The organism is Pseudomonas sichuanensis (assembly GCF_003231305.1).
Classification (GTDB): domain Bacteria; phylum Pseudomonadota; class Gammaproteobacteria; order Pseudomonadales; family Pseudomonadaceae; genus Aquipseudomonas; species Aquipseudomonas sichuanensis.
Genome location: NZ_QKVM01000041.1, coordinates 19,686 through 35,850 on the forward strand (window position 1 = coordinate 19,686; position 16,165 = coordinate 35,850).

Below are 16,165 nucleotides of genomic sequence, written 5' to 3' on the forward strand. Positions count from 1 at the left end.
TTTCTCTAGGCTTTACGGCTTTTCTGGGTCTTCCTGGGAAGAAAAATTGGTGGAGCCGGGGGGATTTGAACCCCCGTCCGCCAGTACTCCGCTGTCGGTACTACATGCTTAGCCGTGTCTACTGATTTAATCCGCAGCCGCCCGACGGGCAGGGTGCTTTGGATGAGTTGGGTAAGTTTTAGTCGCTTCGCCCCCAACGTGCTGCACGACGATCCTGTTCTGTATGACAATCATTTCGGGTTTACAGGCATCCCCTGATGATTGCTGGAGCCGAAGCTACCAGGAGAGCGGGCTCAGCTGCTTACGCAGCGAGAGCGTAGCCCTCGTAGTTTTCGTCATTGGCAACTATAGAAAGTTGCAACAGTGGATTTACGAGTTCTGTTACCAACTCGGCATGCACCTAGAGTTTCGCTACCGGCGTCGAATCCTAATCGGCCCCACACTCAGCTCTAGCTGACCGTACCTTTCGGCACGTAGGACGGAGTATACGCCCTTGAGCGGGCGGCGTCGACTGTCGCCGCCCTTCGCGGGGCTCAGGCACCGCTGCCGCTGGCACCGCCGCCGCCTTTTTCGGTTTTTTCCAGGCCTTCGAGCACCTTGCTGGTGATGGCGATGCATTCCTTGGTATCGCCCGAGGCCTGGGCGGCCTTGGCTTTGTCTACGCGTTCGGTGACGGCTTTGTCCATGCCTTCGGAGGTGGCGCCGGCGGTGGCCATGGCGTCGTCGATCTTCTGCAGGTTGAGGGCGCACAGGTCATCGGCGGCGAATACGGGCGAGGCCAGCAGGGTGGCGGCCGCGAACAGGGCGGATAGCGCAGTACCTTTCATGGGTGTCTCCTCGTGAGGCCTCTGGTGGGTGGGCCTGTTGGGTGGACTGTGCATGAATGAGCAGGGTTCAATTGATGTGATGGTTGCCCATCGCGGGGCAAGCCCGCTCCCACGTTCAGATATGGGGCGGGCTTGGTGGGCGTGGTTAGGTGCCGTGGCCCATGCCGAGCTCCAGGTCGTCGATCAGGGCCTTGGCCATGGCGCTGAGGATGCGGGCGGTGCCGCCGGCGATCAGGTCGCCTTCCATTTCGGCTTCGCAGGTGAGGTGGCGGATGCAGCCTAGCAATACCGACAGTTCGCTGAAGGCATGCTGGAAGGGGATGCCGGGCTGGATGCGGTAGAGCTCAAGGCAAGTGGTGGTGCCTGTGGTGCTCCAGTGGGTGGAGGGCTCGGTCATGGCTGCGCTCCTGTTTCGTGGCGGATCAGGGGGTAGAGCAGCTGATTGAGGTAGATGCAGGTGTTCAGCAGGGTTTGGCGCTGTTCTTCGCTGTTGGTGTCGAAGTACATGTCGAGCACTTCGCGCAGGCAGCCCATCAATGAGGTGGCTTCGGTGCGGGCGGCTTCGGGGGTGAGGTCGGGGGAGATGGACAGGTAAGGGAAGAAACGGGGTGGGTCGGGGACGATCTTTTTCATGTTCAACACTTCCGCGTAGTTCATGGATGCTGCCGTCCATGCCTTTCTCACGGGACGAGGGGTGGCAGCCGTACACGGGGTGAGAAACCGACGCGGAAGTGAACCTCGGCCAGACCGAAGTCTGCCCGGGCACGGCTGCCATAACAGAGATGCCGTAGACTTTTTGCGTCGGGTTCTCACACCCGGTCACCAAATTTGGCGACTGGGTGAAGTTAGCCCTGAGGGATTTCCCCGACAACGCAGCGACTTCCGGCAGGTGCGTAGGATAGTTCCCAAGCCTTTTGGGCTGAAGCATTTGGTTGCAGGTTCGGAAATGTCTTACGGGGTGAGTGGTATGCCCTTGGTGGTCCTGGCTGGCTACCGCGTGAGGGCAAACAGGTGCCAGGCTGTTGATTGCATCAGGGCATGCAGGTGCCTGCCACAGCTCTTGTGGCGCCTATGAGATCGAGCGCCGCCCGCGCGGCGCATCGCGGGACAAGCCCGCTCCCACATTTGTTTCGGGCCAATGAGTCCTGTGAAAGTACCGCTGCCCGCCTTGGTGCATGTCTTGAGTCATGCGAAGCAGCGTTAGCGACTACGCCAAAACCGCGTCGTACCAACAAGGCGGACCAGGTGATGGCACAGGAAGTACTGGCCCGAAACAGATGTGGGAGCGGGCTTGTCCCGCGATGCGCCGCGCGGGCGGCGCTCGATCTCATAGGCGCTGCAAGAGCTGTGGTGAGCACCTGCATGCCTTGATGCAACCTACAGCCAGGCACCTGGATGCCCTGATGCAACCTACAGCGAGACACCTGGATGCCTTGATGCAACCTACAGCCAAGCACCTGGATGCCTTGATGCAATCAACAGCCAGGCACCTGCCCGCCCTCACGCAATCCCGCCAACATTCAGACCGCCCGCGCCCGCGTCACCCGATCCACCAGATACACCAACCCGTGATAGTCGATCCCACTATGGCTCGACAACCCAATCTCACAGGTACGACTGGTAGAAATCCCTTCACTGCAATACTGCACCGCATCCTTGAGCGTACGCAGCGAGTGGGCATTGAGCTCGGGCGTGGTGAATCCCTTATCGCCAGCAAAACCACAGCAGTGAATGCCTTCAGGAATCACCACATTCTTGCTACAGCGCCGCGCCAAATCGATCAGTGCCTGGCTCTCGCCCAGGTGCTGGGTGCTGCAGGTCACATGCACGGCCACCGGTTCATCCTGGGGGGTGAACTCCAGCTTGTTGACCAGATGGGTGCGAATGAACCGCACCGGGTCGTAAAGGTCCAGGCGGGTTTCGCCCAGGTCCTGCACCAGGCGCAGGGTGCAGGGGCTGGTGTCGCAGTAGATCGGGTCGAGGCCGCCGCGGCTGGCGTGCAGCAGGGCGGTGATCAGCTCCTGGCGCTTGTGCTCGGCCTGCTCCGGGTAACCCTTGGAGGCGAACGGCTGGCCGCAGCACAGGCTGTCGGCGTTGTCCGGGAACACTACCTGGTAACCGGCCTTTTCCAGCAGGGCGCGGGTCTTGTCCAGCAGCGAGCTCTGCTCGCGGTCGGCATAGGCCGGGCCCATCACCCGCGACACGCAGGCGGCCAGGTAGACCACCCGTGGGCGGGTGTCGTGACTGGGCGTCGGCAGCGTGATGGCGCGTAGCGGCTGGGGCATGGCGGGCGTCCACTGTGGCAGGCGGCCGTGGCTGGCCTTGCTCAGGCTGGCACTGAGGCGCGCCATGCGCGGGGCGCCCAGCAGCTTGCGCGCGCCATTGGCGACGGCCAGGGTCAGGCGGGCGCCGCGCAGGGTGGTGTGGAAATGCTCGGCCAGCCAGTCGGCGGCCTTGGCGTGCTCGGCCGCCTGGCCGCGCAGCTTCTTCACCAGGTCGCCGGTGTTGATGCCCACCGGGCAGCGCTGGGCGCACAGGCCGGTGGCGGCGCAGGTGTCGATGCCTTGGTACTGGTAAGTGCGCAGCAGCTCGCGGGTGTCGACGCCGGCGCGCTTCTTCGCCTGGATGTCGCGCCACATGACGATGCGCTGGCGCGGGCTGAGGGTGAGGCCCTTGGACGGGCACACCGGCTCGCAGAAACCGCACTCGATGCACTTGTCGACGATCTCGTCGGCGGCGGGCAGCGGCTTGAGGTGCTTCAGGTGGATGTCCGGGTCTTCGCTCAGCACCACATCGGGGTTGAGGATGCCATTGGGGTCGAGCAGGCGCTTGAGTTGCCACATCAGCTGGTAGGCGTCCTTGCCCCATTCCAGCTCGACGAAGGGCGCCATGTTGCGCCCGGTGCCGTGCTCGGCCTTGAGCGAGCCGCCGAACTCCACCGCCACCAGTTGCGCCACGTCGTCCATGAAGGCCTGGTAGCGGGCGACTTCCTCGGCGCTGTTGAAGCCCTGGGTGAAGACGAAGTGCAGGTTGCCTTCCAGGGCGTGGCCGAAAATGATCGCCTCGTCGTAGCGGTGCTTGTCGAACAGCTGGATCAGGCGGTTGACGCCCTCCGCCAGTTGCTCGATGGGGAAGGTGACGTCTTCGATGATCACGGTGGTGCCGGTCTGGCGCACGGCGCCGACGGCGGGGAAGGTGTCCTTGCGGATCTTCCACAGCTGGTTGTACACCGCCGGGTCTTCGCTGAACTCGACCTTCTGCTCCAGGGGGTAGTCGGCAATCGACGCCATCACCTGCTGCAACTGCTCGTGCAGCAGGCTCTGGCTGGCGGCGCGGCACTCGATCAACAGGGCGCAGGCGTTGGCCGAGAGGTCCTTGACCCACGCCGGCATGCCCGGCATTTCCTGCACCGAACGCAGGCTGCGGCGGTCGAGCAACTCGACGGCCGATACCGGCTGGCGCTTGAGCACGGTCACGGCGCGGCAGCAGCTTTCCACGGTGGGGAACACCAGCAAGGCGCTGGCCTTGTGCGGGTGGTCGGGCACGGTGTCGTAGGTGACGGCGCTGATGAAGCCGAGGGTGCCTTCAGAGCCGACCAGCAGGTGTTGCAGGATGTCGAGCGGCTGGTCGTAGTCCACCAGGGCGTTGAGCGACAGACCGGTCGTGTTTTTTAGCCGGTACTTGTGGCGGATGCGGTCGGCCAGTTCGGTGTTGGCGCGGGTTTCGCGGCCAAGGCGAGCGAGCTCGTCGAGCAGGCTGGCGTGGCTTTGTTCGAAGGCGGCGACGCTGGCCGGGTCTTCGCTGTCCAGGCGGGTGCCGTCGGCCAGCACCAGGCGCAGGCCGGCCAGGGTGTGGTAGGTGTTCTGCGCGGTGCCGCAGCACATGCCGCTGGCGTTGTTGGCGACGATGCCGCCGATCTTGCAGGCGTTGATCGAGGCCGGGTCGGGGCCGATCTTGCGCCCGTAGGGGGCAAGCCAGGCGTTGGCCTGGGCGCCGATCACGCCGGGTTGCAGGCGGATCTGCTCGCCCTGGCCGCGAATCTCGCGGCCGTTCCAGCTGTCGCCGAGCACGATCAGCACCGAGTCGCTGATGGCCTGGCCAGACAGGCTGGTGCCGGCGGCGCGGAAGGTCACCGGCACACGCTCGCGCTGGGCCAGCTTAAGCAGGCCGACCACTTCGTCTTCGGACTCCACGCGCACCACCAGCTTGGGGATCAGCCGGTAGAAGCTGGCGTCGGTGCCGAAGGCCAGGGTCGAGGTGGGGTCGTCGAAGCGGCGTTCGGCGGGGATCAGGCGCTCGGCATCACGCAGGAACGCGGCGGGCAGGCTCATGCAGTCTCCTCGCGGGGCCGCGGCGTCTGGCGCGCGGCGTGCCCCGGGTATTCAGGCGGTAGCGGGCGCTCAGGCGCCCAGTTCGCGGACCAGCGAGTCGCGGGTGATCTCGCTGATGGACTTGGCGCCGGTCAGCACCATGGCCACGCGCATTTCCTTCTCGAACAGCTCCAGCAGGTTCTTCACCCCGGCCTCGCCATGGGTGGCCAGGGCATAGAGGAAGGCGCGGCCGATCAGCACGGTGTCGGCGCCCAGGGCAATCATGCGCACCACGTCGAGGCCGCTGCGGATGCCGGAGTCGGCGAGGATCTTGATATCGCCCTTCACCGCGTCGGCGATGGCCGGCAGGGCGCGGGCGCTGGACAGCACGCCGTCGAGCTGGCGGCCGCCGTGGTTGGAGACGACGATGCCGTCGGCGCCGAACTTGACCGCGTCGCGGGCGTCATCGGCGTCGAGGATGCCCTTGATGATCATCGGGCCGTCCCAGAATTCGCGGATCCACTCCAGGTCTTTCCAGGAGATGGACGGGTCGAAGTTGTTGCCCAGCCAGCCGATGTAGTCGGCAAGGCCGGTGGGGTTGCCACGGTAGGCGGAGATGTTGCCCAGGTCGTGGGGGCGGCCCATCACGCCGACGTCCCAGGCCCATTGCGGGTGGGTCATGGCTTGCAGCACACGGCGCAGCGGGCCGTTGGCGCCGCTCATGCCGGAGTGGGCGTCGCGGTAGCGGGCGCCGGGCACGGGCATGTCGACGGTGAACACCAGGGTTTTCACGCCGGCGGCCTTGGCGCGCTCCAGGGCATTGCGCATGAAGCCGCGGTCCTTGAGCACGTACAGCTGGAACCACATGGGCCGGTCGATGGCCGGGGCCACTTCTTCGATCGGGCACACCGACACGGTGGACATGGTGAAGGGGATGCCGTGGGCGGCGGCGGCGCGGGCGGCCTGCACTTCGCCGCGGCGGGCGTACATGCCGGTGAGGCCGACGGGGGCCAGGGCCACGGGCATGCTCAGGGTTTCGTTGAACAGCTTGGTCTCGAGGCTGAGCTCGGACATGTTGTTCAGCACGCGCTGGCGCAGGGCGATGCTGGCCAGGTCCGACACGTTGTGGCGCAGGGTGTGTTCGGCGTAGGCGCCGCCGTCGGCATAGTGGAACAGGAAGGGGGGCAGCTTGCGTTGGGCCGCGGCGCGATAGTCGGTGGAGGCGGAAATGATCATGGATTCTCGCAGCGTGGGTTGAAGGAGATGCCGGGCGCTGTGGCGCGCCCGGCCCCTTTCACTTTAGTGATGAACCAGCATGCCGGTCAGCCAGTAAGCCTGGACCAGGGTGATCAGGCCGACGATGGTGGCGAAGAACAGGCTGTGCTTGACGGTGAAGCGGAACAGGTCGGATTCCTTGCCCACCAGGCCAGTGGCGGCGCAGGCCACGGCGATCGACTGCGGCGAGATCATCTTGCCGGTCACGCCGCCGCTGGTGTTGGCGGCTACCAGCAGGGTGTCGTTGACGCCGATCTGGTGCGCGGTGGTGGCCTGCAGCGAGCTGAACAGGGCGTTGGACGAGGTGTCGGAGCCGGTCAGGAATACGCCCAGCCAGCCGAGGAACGGCGAGAAGAACGGGAACGCGGCGCCGGTGCCGGCCAGTACCAGGGCCATGGTCGAAGACATGCCCGAGTAGTTGGTGACGAAGGCGAAGGCCAGCACCATGCCGATGGACAGGATCGGCCAGCGCAGCTCCCAGAAGGTCTCTTTAAAAGTGGTCAGACCAGTTTTGAAGTTGATCTTCAGCACGGCCATGGAGATCAGCGCGGAGAGGAAGATCGCGGTGCCGGTGGCGGAGATCGGGTCGAGCTTGAACACCGCAGGCATGGCGGTGGGCGCGGCGACGATCGGCGCGGTCTTGATCACCAGCTGGTCGAGGTGCGGGATGGCGAAGTTGAACACGAAGTTGTACATCGCGCCGCCTGGGGCGAACGCCGCCTTGAACGGCTTGAGGGTCCAGATGGTCACCAGCACGGTGAGGATCAGGAACGGCGACCAGGCCTTGAAGATCTCGCCGAAGCTGTATGGGCTCGGCTGGCTGCCGCTCGACTGCACCACGGCGGCGCCGACGCTGCCCTTGGCTTCGCTGAACGAGCGCTTGGGCTGCCAGACCTTGAGGAACAGGGTCAGGGCGATCAGGCTGGCCAGGGCCGAGGTGATGTCGGGCAGCTCTGGGCCGATGAAGTTGGAGGTGAAGTACTGGGTGACGGCGAAGCTCAGGCCGGCGACCAGGGCGGCAGGCCAGGTTTCCTTCACGCCGCGCAGGCCGTCCATCATGAATACCAGCCAGAAGGGCACGAACAGCGACAGCAGCGGCAGCTGGCGGCCGGTCATGGCGCCGATGTGGAAGGCGTCGATGCCGGTCACTTGGCCGGCGACGATGATCGGGATGCCGAGGGCGCCGAAGGCCACCGGGGCGGTGTTGGCGATCAGGCACAGGCCGGCGGCGTACAGCGGGTTGAAGCCCAGGCCCACCAGCAGCGCGGCGGTGATGGCCACGGGGGCGCCGAAGCCGGCGGCGCCTTCGAGGAAGGCACCGAAGCAGAAGCCGATCAGCAGCACTTGCAGGCGCTGGTCGTCGGTGATCGACAGCACCGAGCTGCGGATCACTTCGAATTGGCCGCTCTTGACCGTGAGTTTGTAGAGGAACACCGCGGCAACGATGATCCAGGCAATCGGCCAGAGGCCGTAGAGGAAGCCATAACCTGCGGCGGCGAAGGCCATGTCGACAGGCATCTGGAAGGCGAAGATCGCCACCAGGATCGACAGCGCGAGGGTGATGCTGCCGGCGACGTGGCCTTTGAGGCGGAACACGGCGAGGGCAAGGAAGAAGAACACGATAGGGATGACCGCCGCCAGTGCGGACAGACCAAGACTACCAAGCGGGCTATAGAGTTGTTGCCAGGTTTGCATATGGGGTGGCCCCTAATTTTTGTTGGTAAGGCACTGGCATTGGATAATTGGTAATACCAATTTACAATGGCTGGTCGCTAGGTTAAAAGCGCCATTGCGGGTGTGTCAATTTGTCCCGTGCAAAACTTTGGTGGAATGCCGATGAGCGGGCGCCTGATGGGTAGCTAAAATCGCCGGCTGATGGCTGTCGGCACAGGCCGGATAGGCGCAGAATAGGCGCCCCCGGGAACCGCACGCCGGGGTTCGTGGAGAGCATGTAGATGGTTTTTGATCAGGTCCGCCAACGGCGCCTGTCCGACGACATCGTCGATCGGTTGGAAGGGATGATTCTGGAAGGCACGCTGACCTCGGGGCAGCGGCTGCCGGCCGAGCGCGCGCTGGCCGAGCAGTTCGGCGTGTCCCGCCCGTCGTTGCGCGAGGCGATCCAGAAGCTGGTGGCCAAGGGGTTGTTGGTCAGCCGCCAGGGCGGTGGCAACTATGTGGCCGAGTCGCTGGGCTCGACCTTCAGCGACCCTTTGCTGAAACTGCTCGAAGGCAGCCCCGAGGCGCAGCGTGACCTGCTGGAGTTCCGTCATACGCTGGAGGCTTCATGCGCTTATTACGCGGCGCAGCGTGCCACCGGGCCTGATCGTGAGCGGCTGAAGGTGGCATTCGATGCCTTGCAGGATTGCTATAACCGGGTCGGTGAAGTCGATCGGGCAGAGGAGGGCGCGGCCGATGCGCGGTTCCACCTGGCGATCGCCGAGGCCAGCCACAATGCTGTGTTGCTGCATACCATCCGTGGCTTGTTCGACCTGCTCAAACGCAACGTGGTGACCAATATCGGCGGCATGTACCAGCAGCGCAGCGAGACGCGCGACATGTTGATCGGCCAGCACCGTGAGCTGTACGAGGCGATTGTCGAGGGGCGTGCGGAGGATGCGCGGGAGGTTTCCAGCCGGCACATTCTGTATGTGCAGGAGGTGCTGGAAGAGGCGCAGGAAGAGGCCCAGCGGGTGGCGCGGGCGGAGCGGCGCAGCGGGCGCTGACGCCGTGGGAGCGGGCTTGCCCCGCGATGGCGCCAGCAGGGGCAATAGTGCTGCCTGGCCTGGCGCCATCGCGGGGCAAGCCCGCTCCCACGGGGTAGGTAGAGTTTTACTCTTCCTTGCCCTTGTTGCGCATGGTGCGCTGCAGCTCGCGGTTGGAATCGCGTTCGCGCACGGTGTCGCGCTTGTCGAATTCCTTCTTGCCCTTGCCGAGTGCGATCTCGCACTTGATCAGGTGCTTGCTCCAGTACAGCGACATCGCCACGCAGGTATAGCCCTTCTGCGCCACGGCCGCTTCGAGGCGCTCAAGCTCGCGCTTGTTCAGCAGCAGCTTGCGTGTGCGGATCGGGTCGGCGATGACGTGGGTGCTGGCGGTGGTCAGCGGGGTGATGTGGCTGCCGAACAGCCAGGCTTCGCCATCCTTGAGCAGCACGTAGCTGTCGGTCAGGTGCGCCTTGCCGGCCCGCAGGCTCTTTACTTCCCAACCGGACAGGACCAGCCCGGCCTCGAACTTGTGTTCGATGAAGTAATCGTGTCGCGCCTTCTTGTTCTGCGCGATGGTCCCGGTCGGATGTTTCTTTTGCTTAGCCATAGGGGCGGCATTATAGGGAGTCGCTGCGTCCTCGGCTATGGGGTTTAGGTGCGCTTGAGCCTGTTGTGTGAATCCCGGACAATACTGCCCTTGTTCTGATCAACAGAATCGTATTCGAGGCGCTATGTAGCGCTGCCGCCCCGTTTGGAAGTGACGCCTGGATGACTACCCATATTCAACGTTCCGCCCTGCTGCCTTACCCTGCCCAGGCGCTCTACGACCTGGTCAACGATGTGGCCAGCTACCCGGCGTTCTTGCCCTGGTGCTCGGCCTCGACGGTGATCGAGAGCAGCGACACGCACATGCGCGCCAGGCTGGAGGTGGCCAAGGGTGGCATCAGCCAGCACTTCGTCACGCGCAATGTGCTGGTGCCGGGGCAGTCGATCGAAATGAACCTTGAAGAGGGGCCGTTCTCCCAGCTGCATGGCCTGTGGGTGTTCAAGCCGCTGGGCGAGAAGGCCTGCAAGATCAGCCTCGATCTGTCGTTCGACTATGCCGGTGCGTTGGTGCGGGCAACCTTGGGGCCGCTGTTCAATCAGGCTGCCAATACCATGGTCGATGCGTTCTGCGAGCGTGCCAAGCAGCTGAATGCCTGAGGCGTCGGCCATTACTGCAGCCTGCCAGGCAGTCGCCCAATAAAAAGCCCGGACAGTGTCCGGGCTTTTTCGTTGTCGCCTGCGGTTATTGCGGCGAGGTGTCCAGCGGTGCTGGCGTCGGGACCGGGGTGGTCTCGATGGTGTCGATCTCTTTTTGCAGCGTCTCTTCTAGCGAGCCTGGCTTGGCCGGTTTTTCCGGTTGCTGGCTTGGCTGGTGCGCCGGGCTGACCGTGGTATCGCCGCTGCCGCCGAGGATTTCCTGGTCGCGGCTGACGCCTGGCATGAAGTCGCCGGCCAGGCTGACCAGTTGGTCGCTTTCGTTGAAGAAAATGCTCATGCGCTCTTGCTGACGCTGGCCGCCACCAGGCTGCAGGCTGTACAGGTAGTCCCAGCGATTGGTGTGGAAGGGGTCCTGGATCAGCGGGTTGCCCATGATAAACCTTACTTGCCGGCGGGTCATTCCCGGGCGTAATTGGTCTATCATGTCCTGCGTGACGACATTGCCCTGCTGGATGTCGATTTTGTAAACCCCGGGAAACGAGCAACCGGCGAGTGCGAGCAGTCCCACTAGGGTGAGGCTGGTTAGCAAGAGCTTGGTGTTTTGCATCGGTGGGCGACTTCCACTATCTTGGCTGGACAACGTAAACCCCGATCATACCCGTATTAAGAGAAGCTGCGAAGCAGCATCGGCGAGAAAGCTGACCATGGTTGAAAATAGCGAATTGCGCAAAGCGGGCCTCAAGGTAACCCTGCCTCGAGTCAAGATTCTTCAGATGCTCGACTCCGCCGAGCAGCGTCACATGAGTGCGGAGGATGTCTACAAGGCACTGATGGAAGCTGGCGAAGATGTCGGCCTGGCGACCGTGTATCGCGTGCTGACTCAGTTCGAAGCAGCGGGCCTGGTGGAGCGTCACAACTTCGATGGCGGCCATGCTGTGTTCGAGCTGGCGGATGGCAAGCACCACGATCACATGGTCAACGTGGATAGCGGTGAGGTCATTGAATTCTTCGATGCCGAAATCGAGAAGCGCCAGAAAGAGATCGTTGCCGAGCACGGCTTCGAGCTGGTGGACCACAACCTGGTCCTCTATGTACGTAAAAAGAAGTAACGATTTAGCTCGTTATTGACGACAAAGGCGACCTTCGGGTCGCCTTTGTGCTTTCTAAGAAGTGGTTGAGGGGACGTGGGAGCGGGCTTGCCCCGCGATGACGTCAACTCGGCACTTTATGTTGTTCTTGCTGGCGCTGTCGCGGGGCAAGCCCGCTCCCACGGATCACGCAGCTTCAAGTTTTGCTGGTCACTACCATCTTGCGCGCATGGGCCAAGGACTCCTTGGTCAGATCGATGCCGCCGAGCATGCGTGCCACTTCCTCGACCCGCTCGCGCTTGGCCAGGCTGGCCACGGCGGTGTGGGTGGTGTCGCTGTTGCGCACCTTGTGCACGAACAGGTGGTGATGCCCCTGCGCTGCTACCTGCGGCAGGTGGGTCACGGTCAGTACCTGGCCGCGTTCGCCCAGGCGGCGCAGCAACTGGCCGACGATCTCGGCGGTAGGGCCGCCGATGCCGACGTCCACTTCGTCGAACACTAGCGTGGGGATGCGCGAGGTCTGTGCGGTGATCACCTGGATCGCCAGGCTGATACGCGACAGCTCGCCGCCCGAGGCCACCTTGGCCAAGGCTTTGAGCGGCTGCCCCGGGTTGGCGCTGACCAGCAGCTCGATCTGCTCCAGCCCATGGGGGGAGAGGTCGCCATTGTCGAAGGGGGTAAGCGCAATGCAAAAGCGCCCGCCCGGCATGCCCAAGCGTTGGATTTCCTGCTCCACAGCAGTGGCCAGCTGTTTGGCGGCCTGTTCGCGCAGGGCGCTCAGTTCGCGGGCCCGCTCTTTATAGTGCTGGGCAAAGGCTGCCAGTTCTTCGCCCAGGCGTTCGATCGATTCATCGCTGGCGTTCAGGCCTTCGATCTCTTCCATCAGGCGCTGCTGCAGCTGCGGCAGCTCGGTAGGGTGCACGCGGTGCTTGCGGGCGAGGGTATAGATAGTGTCGAGCCGCTCTTCGAGTGCTTGCAGGCGTAGCGGGTCGGCATCGAAGTTGTCGAGGAAGCGGTTCAGTTCGCCGACGGCTTCTTCCACCTGGATTTGCGCGCTGGCGATCAGGTTGACCGCCTCGCCCAGGGCTCTGGGTGCATTGCTGACTGCCGTGAGGCGGTTGAGGCTGACGGTGAGGGCGCTGAGTACGTTGCCCGAGTCGCTTTCGCTGCACTGGTCGATGACTTGGCGGCAGATGCCGAACAGCGCCTCGGCGTTGGTCAGGTTCTTGTGTTCCTGCTCCAGCAGCTCCAGCTCGTTTTCGCCGAGCCCAAGGTTGTCCAGTTCTTCGAGCTGGTAGCTCAGCAGCTGGTGGCGTGCGCGCTGCTCGTCGCCGGAGTTGCTCAGGCGCTCGAGCTCCTGGCGGGTCTGGTTCCAGCGCTTGGCTGCAAGCTGTACCTGGCGTGCCAGGTCGATGGCGCCGGCATACTCGTCCACCAGGCGGCGGTGGGTGTCGGTTTTGAGCAGGGACTGATGTTCGTGCTGGCTGTGGATGTCGATCAGCAACTCGCCCAGGGCCTTGAGGTCGCCGAGTGGGCAGGGTGTGCCATTGATGTAGCCGCGGCTGCGGCCTTCGGCGGTGATCACCCGGCGCAGGATGCAGGGGCCGTCGCTTTCGAGGTCGCGTTCGGCGAGCCAGCCATGGGCCTCGGGGATGTCCACCAGGTCGAAGGTGGCGAGGATGTCCGCCTTGTCTGCGCCTGGGCGTACCACGCCACTGTCGGCGCGATCGCCCAGCGCCAGGCCGAGGGCATCGAGCATGATCGACTTGCCGGCCCCGGTTTCGCCGGTGATGACGGACATGCCGCGGGCGAGTTCGAGGTCGAGGTGTTCGACGATGGCGTAGTTGTGAATGGACAGGTGCACCAGCATGTGGGCGGCTCCCGAAGATGTGATCTGGATATTTATACAGTGCTTTTTGCTGGTCTGACAATGCCCGGCTGATGAATGTGGATTTCCCACGCAGCCCTTGAACCTGGTTTTTCCGACCCCATATAGCCGGCAAGACACGGCGAGCCTGGCTCGCGCAACAGAAATTGCGGAGGAGATACCCAATGGCTGACGAACAGCTGGATGAAAAGAACCTGAACCCCGAAGAGGCCGTTGCAGCTACCGCCGACGCCCGCGTTCTGGAGCTCGAGGAGCAGCTGGCCGCCGCCAAGGATCAATCCCTGCGCGTCGCTGCAGAAGCGCAGAACAGCGTTCGTCGCGCTGAACAGGAAGTCGACAAGGCCCGCAAGTTCGCCCTCGAGAAGTTCGCTGGCGACCTGCTGCCGGTGATCGACAGCCTGGAGCTGGCCCTGGCCCACTCCAACGTCGAGGACGAGCAGGTCAAGAAGATCCGCGAAGGCGTCGAGCTGACCCTGAAGATGTTCCAGGACACCCTCAAGCGCTACAACCTCGAAGCCATCGACCCGCACGGCCAGCCGTTCAACGCCGAGCACCACCAGGCGATGGCCATGCAGGAAAACGCCGAGGTCGAGCCGAACAGCGTGCTGAACGTGTTCCAGAAGGGTTACCTGCTCAACGGCCGTCTGCTGCGCCCCGCCATGGTGGTGGTAAGCAAGGCGCCGGCGGCAGCTCAGCCATCTATCAATGAGAAGGCTTGAAATCCTGCTGGGCATCCCCATTTAGGTGTCAAGCACTCAAGTATTTCCGCAGTCGTCTCGTGTAGTCGCTGCGACCAAATTCAAGTTTCGGGAGAGTTAACATGGGCAAAATCATCGGTATCGACCTGGGGACCACCAACTCCTGCGTCTCCGTGCTGGAAAACGGCACCGCCAAAGTCATCGAGAACGCCGAAGGCGCGCGTACCACCCCTTCGATCATCGCCTACGCCAACGACGGCGAGATTCTGGTTGGCCAGTCGGCCAAGCGCCAGGCGGTCACCAACCCGCACAACACGCTGTTCGCGGTGAAGCGCCTGATCGGCCGCCGTTTCGAAGAAGATGTCGTGCAGAAAGACATCAAGCTGGTGCCTTACAAGATCGTCAAGGCCAACAACGGTGACGCCTGGGTAGAGGCTGCCGACAAGCAGATGGCTCCGCCGCAGATCAGCGCCGAAGTCCTGAAAAAGATGAAGAAGACCGCCGAAGACTACCTCGGCGAGCCCGTCACCGAAGCGGTCATCACCGTTCCGGCCTACTTCAACGACAGCCAGCGTCAGGCGACCAAAGACGCCGGCCGCATCGCTGGCCTGGACGTAAAACGTATCATCAACGAGCCGACCGCTGCTGCGCTGGCCTACGGCATGGACAAGGGCAAGGGCGACCACACCGTCATCGTTTATGACCTGGGTGGCGGTACCTTCGACGTGTCGGTCATCGAAATCGCCGAAGTCGACGGTGAGCATCAGTTCGAAGTACTGGCCACCAACGGCGACACCTTCCTGGGTGGCGAAGACTTCGACATGCGCTTGATCGACTACCTCGTCGACGAGTTCAAGAAAGAGTCCGGCATGGACCTGAAGAACGATCCGCTGGCCCTGCAGCGCCTGAAAGAAGCCGCTGAAAAAGCCAAGATCGAGCTGTCTTCCGCTCAGTCGACCGACGTCAACCTGCCGTACATCACAGCAGATGCCACCGGTCCTAAGCACCTGAACGTGAAGATCTCCCGCGCCAAGCTGGAGTCGCTGGTCGAAGACCTGGTCAACCGTACCATCGAGCCATGCCGCATCGCCCTGAAAGACGCCGGCATCGACGCCAGCAAGATCGACGACGTGATCCTGGTCGGTGGCCAGACCCGTATGCCGATGGTGCAGAAAGCCGTTGCCGACTTCTTCGGTAAAGAAGCGCGTAAGGACGTCAACCCGGACGAAGCCGTGGCCATGGGTGCTGCCATCCAGGGCGCCGTACTGGCCGGTGACGTCAAAGACGTACTGCTGCTGGACGTCAGCCCGCTGACCCTGGGTATCGAAACCATGGGCGGCGTGATGACCGCGCTGATCGAGAAGAACACCACCATCCCGACCAAGAAGTCGCAGGTGTTCTCGACTGCCGACGACAACCAGGGCGCCGTGACCATTCACGTGCTGCAGGGCGAGCGCAAGCAAGCTTCGCAGAACAAGTCGCTGGGCAAGTTCGACCTGGCTGACATTCCGCCAGCACCGCGCGGCGTGCCACAAATCGAAGTGACCTTCGACATCGACGCCAACGGCATCCTGCACGTCGGCGCCAAAGACAAGGCCACCGGCAAGGCTCAGTCGATCGTGATCAAGGCCAACTCCGGCCTGTCCGACGAAGAGATCGAAAAAATGGTGCGTGACGCCGAGGCCAATGCCGAGGAAGACCGCAAGTTCGAAGAGCTGGCCGCTGCCCGCAACCAGGGTGACGCGCTGGTTCACTCGACCCGCAAGATGGTCAATGAGGCCGGTGACAAGGTCACTGCCGAAGAGAAGACCGCCATCGAGGCTGCCGTGGTTGCCCTGGAAGCCGCCGTCAAAGGCGACGACAAGGCTGCCATCGACGCCAAGGTCGAGGAGCTGTCCAAGGTCTCCGCGCCGGTTGCCCAGAAGATGTACGCAGAGCAGGCCGAGCAGCCGCAGGGCGGCGCCCAGCAGCAGGCCGAGCCGGAAGCCAAGCACGATGACGTGGTTGACGCCGAGTTCGAAGAAGTGAAAGACAACAACAAGCAGTAATGCCTGCATGTTGTCGGCCAGCTCAGCGGCGTTTGCCGGTGAGCTGGTAGGATGTCGCCGCGCGGGGGCTTGCTCCCGCGTTGGCGTGTCTGGAACACGAGAATTATTTACAGCATCTGTCTG

The 16,165-nt window shown here is 63.3% G+C and carries 14 protein-coding genes and 1 other RNA gene; 5 read left to right on the forward strand and 10 right to left on the reverse strand.

All coding sequences use genetic code 11. The features are described 5' to 3' along the window. Nucleotides 1–47 precede the first annotated feature (47 nt). The 7 genes from ssrA to DM373_RS19865 form a co-directional block, all read right to left on the reverse strand. Nucleotides 48–439, reverse strand: a transfer-messenger RNA (tmRNA) gene (gene ssrA, locus DM373_RS19835). A 94-nt stretch (nt 440–533) separates the two neighbouring features. Continuing rightward, nucleotides 534–827: a hypothetical protein gene (locus DM373_RS19840; protein ID WP_110995186.1), complete on the reverse strand. Its 294-nt coding sequence runs from the start codon at nt 825–827 to the stop codon at nt 534–536. Between the two features lie 145 nt (nt 828–972). After that, entirely contained in the window at nt 973–1,224 is a 252-nt protein-coding gene (locus DM373_RS19845) for a DUF3077 domain-containing protein (protein ID WP_110995187.1), read from the reverse strand. Then, entirely contained in the window at nt 1,221–1,484 is a 264-nt protein-coding gene (locus tag DM373_RS19850; protein WP_110995188.1) for a hypothetical protein, read from the reverse strand. Before DM373_RS19850 ends, DM373_RS19845 begins: the two co-directional genes overlap by 4 nt. Nucleotides 1,485–2,347: 863 nt before the next feature. After that, a complete protein-coding gene (locus tag DM373_RS19855; RefSeq protein WP_110995189.1) occupies nt 2,348–5,158 on the reverse strand; it encodes an FAD-binding and (Fe-S)-binding domain-containing protein in 2,811 nt (936 codons plus the stop codon). A gap of 69 nt (nt 5,159–5,227) precedes the next feature. Next, entirely contained in the window at nt 5,228–6,373 is a 1,146-nt protein-coding gene (gene lldD / locus DM373_RS19860) for an FMN-dependent L-lactate dehydrogenase LldD (protein WP_110995190.1), read from the reverse strand. A gap of 63 nt (nt 6,374–6,436) precedes the next feature. Then, nucleotides 6,437–8,107, reverse strand: a complete 1,671-nt coding sequence (locus DM373_RS19865; RefSeq protein ID WP_110995191.1) for a lactate permease LctP family transporter — start codon at nt 8,105–8,107, stop codon at nt 6,437–6,439. A 260-nt stretch (nt 8,108–8,367) separates the two neighbouring features. Between DM373_RS19865 and DM373_RS19870 the strand changes: the two genes are divergently transcribed. Continuing rightward, nucleotides 8,368–9,135, forward strand: coding sequence for an FCD domain-containing protein (locus DM373_RS19870; protein WP_110995192.1), 768 nt, complete (start codon nt 8,368–8,370; stop codon nt 9,133–9,135). 106 nt (nt 9,136–9,241) lie between these two features. On the opposite strand, the gene smpB is transcribed toward DM373_RS19870, so the two are convergent. Then, nucleotides 9,242–9,724 carry an SsrA-binding protein SmpB gene (gene smpB / locus DM373_RS19875; RefSeq protein WP_011532120.1) on the reverse strand — a complete coding sequence of 161 codons (483 nt, stop codon included), beginning with the start codon at nt 9,722–9,724 and terminating at the stop codon, nt 9,242–9,244. Between the two features lie 161 nt (nt 9,725–9,885). On the opposite strand from smpB, the gene DM373_RS19880 reads away from it, so the two are divergent. Beyond that, nucleotides 9,886–10,320, forward strand: a complete 435-nt coding sequence (locus tag DM373_RS19880; protein ID WP_110995193.1) for a type II toxin-antitoxin system RatA family toxin — start codon at nt 9,886–9,888, stop codon at nt 10,318–10,320. Nucleotides 10,321–10,405: 85 nt separating this feature from the next. Here DM373_RS19880 and DM373_RS19885 read toward each other — a convergent pair whose 3' ends face one another. After that, nucleotides 10,406–10,927 (reverse strand): outer membrane protein assembly factor BamE, encoded by a 522-nt coding sequence (locus DM373_RS19885; protein WP_110995194.1) that lies wholly within the window; start codon nt 10,925–10,927, stop codon nt 10,406–10,408. A gap of 97 nt (nt 10,928–11,024) precedes the next feature. On the opposite strand from DM373_RS19885, the gene fur reads away from it, so the two are divergent. Then, a complete protein-coding gene (fur, locus tag DM373_RS19890; protein WP_028691268.1) occupies nt 11,025–11,429 on the forward strand; it encodes a ferric iron uptake transcriptional regulator in 405 nt (134 codons plus the stop codon). Between the two features lie 175 nt (nt 11,430–11,604). Here the strand turns inward: fur and recN are convergent, their stop codons facing one another. Next, on the reverse strand, nt 11,605–13,278 hold the full coding sequence (gene recN / locus DM373_RS19895; protein ID WP_110995195.1) for a DNA repair protein RecN: 1,674 nt from the start codon (nt 13,276–13,278) through the stop codon (nt 11,605–11,607). A 182-nt stretch (nt 13,279–13,460) separates the two neighbouring features. Between recN and grpE the strand changes: the two genes are divergently transcribed. Together grpE and dnaK are read left to right on the forward strand one after the other, a co-directional pair. Next, on the forward strand, nt 13,461–14,015 hold the full coding sequence (gene grpE, locus DM373_RS19900; RefSeq protein WP_110995196.1) for a nucleotide exchange factor GrpE: 555 nt from the start codon (nt 13,461–13,463) through the stop codon (nt 14,013–14,015). A 101-nt stretch (nt 14,016–14,116) separates the two neighbouring features. Further along, nucleotides 14,117–16,042: a molecular chaperone DnaK gene (gene dnaK / locus DM373_RS19905; RefSeq protein ID WP_110995197.1), complete on the forward strand. Its 1,926-nt coding sequence runs from the start codon at nt 14,117–14,119 to the stop codon at nt 16,040–16,042. The last annotated feature ends 123 nt before the right edge of the window (nt 16,043–16,165 follow it).

Coding starts and splice junctions, on each gene's coding strand:
- DM373_RS19870 (WP_110995192.1), top strand. CDS start 8,368: ATGGTTTTTGATCAGGTCCGCCAACGGCGCCTGTCCGACGACATCGTC.
- fur (WP_028691268.1), top strand. CDS start 11,025: ATGGTTGAAAATAGCGAATTGCGCAAAGCGGGCCTCAAGGTAACCCTG.
- grpE (WP_110995196.1), top strand. CDS start 13,461: ATGGCTGACGAACAGCTGGATGAAAAGAACCTGAACCCCGAAGAGGCC.
- lldD (WP_110995190.1), bottom strand. CDS start 6,373: ATGATCATTTCCGCCTCCACCGACTATCGCGCCGCGGCCCAACGCAAG.
- recN (WP_110995195.1), bottom strand. CDS start 13,278: ATGCTGGTGCACCTGTCCATTCACAACTACGCCATCGTCGAACACCTC.
- DM373_RS19845 (WP_110995187.1), bottom strand. CDS start 1,224: ATGACCGAGCCCTCCACCCACTGGAGCACCACAGGCACCACCACTTGC.
- dnaK (WP_110995197.1), top strand. CDS start 14,117: ATGGGCAAAATCATCGGTATCGACCTGGGGACCACCAACTCCTGCGTC.
- DM373_RS19840 (WP_110995186.1), bottom strand. CDS start 827: ATGAAAGGTACTGCGCTATCCGCCCTGTTCGCGGCCGCCACCCTGCTG.
- DM373_RS19850 (WP_110995188.1), bottom strand. CDS start 1,484: ATGAACTACGCGGAAGTGTTGAACATGAAAAAGATCGTCCCCGACCCA.
- smpB (WP_011532120.1), bottom strand. CDS start 9,724: ATGGCTAAGCAAAAGAAACATCCGACCGGGACCATCGCGCAGAACAAG.
- DM373_RS19855 (WP_110995189.1), bottom strand. CDS start 5,158: ATGAGCCTGCCCGCCGCGTTCCTGCGTGATGCCGAGCGCCTGATCCCC.
- DM373_RS19885 (WP_110995194.1), bottom strand. CDS start 10,927: ATGCAAAACACCAAGCTCTTGCTAACCAGCCTCACCCTAGTGGGACTG.
- DM373_RS19880 (WP_110995193.1), top strand. CDS start 9,886: ATGACTACCCATATTCAACGTTCCGCCCTGCTGCCTTACCCTGCCCAG.
- DM373_RS19865 (WP_110995191.1), bottom strand. CDS start 8,107: ATGCAAACCTGGCAACAACTCTATAGCCCGCTTGGTAGTCTTGGTCTG.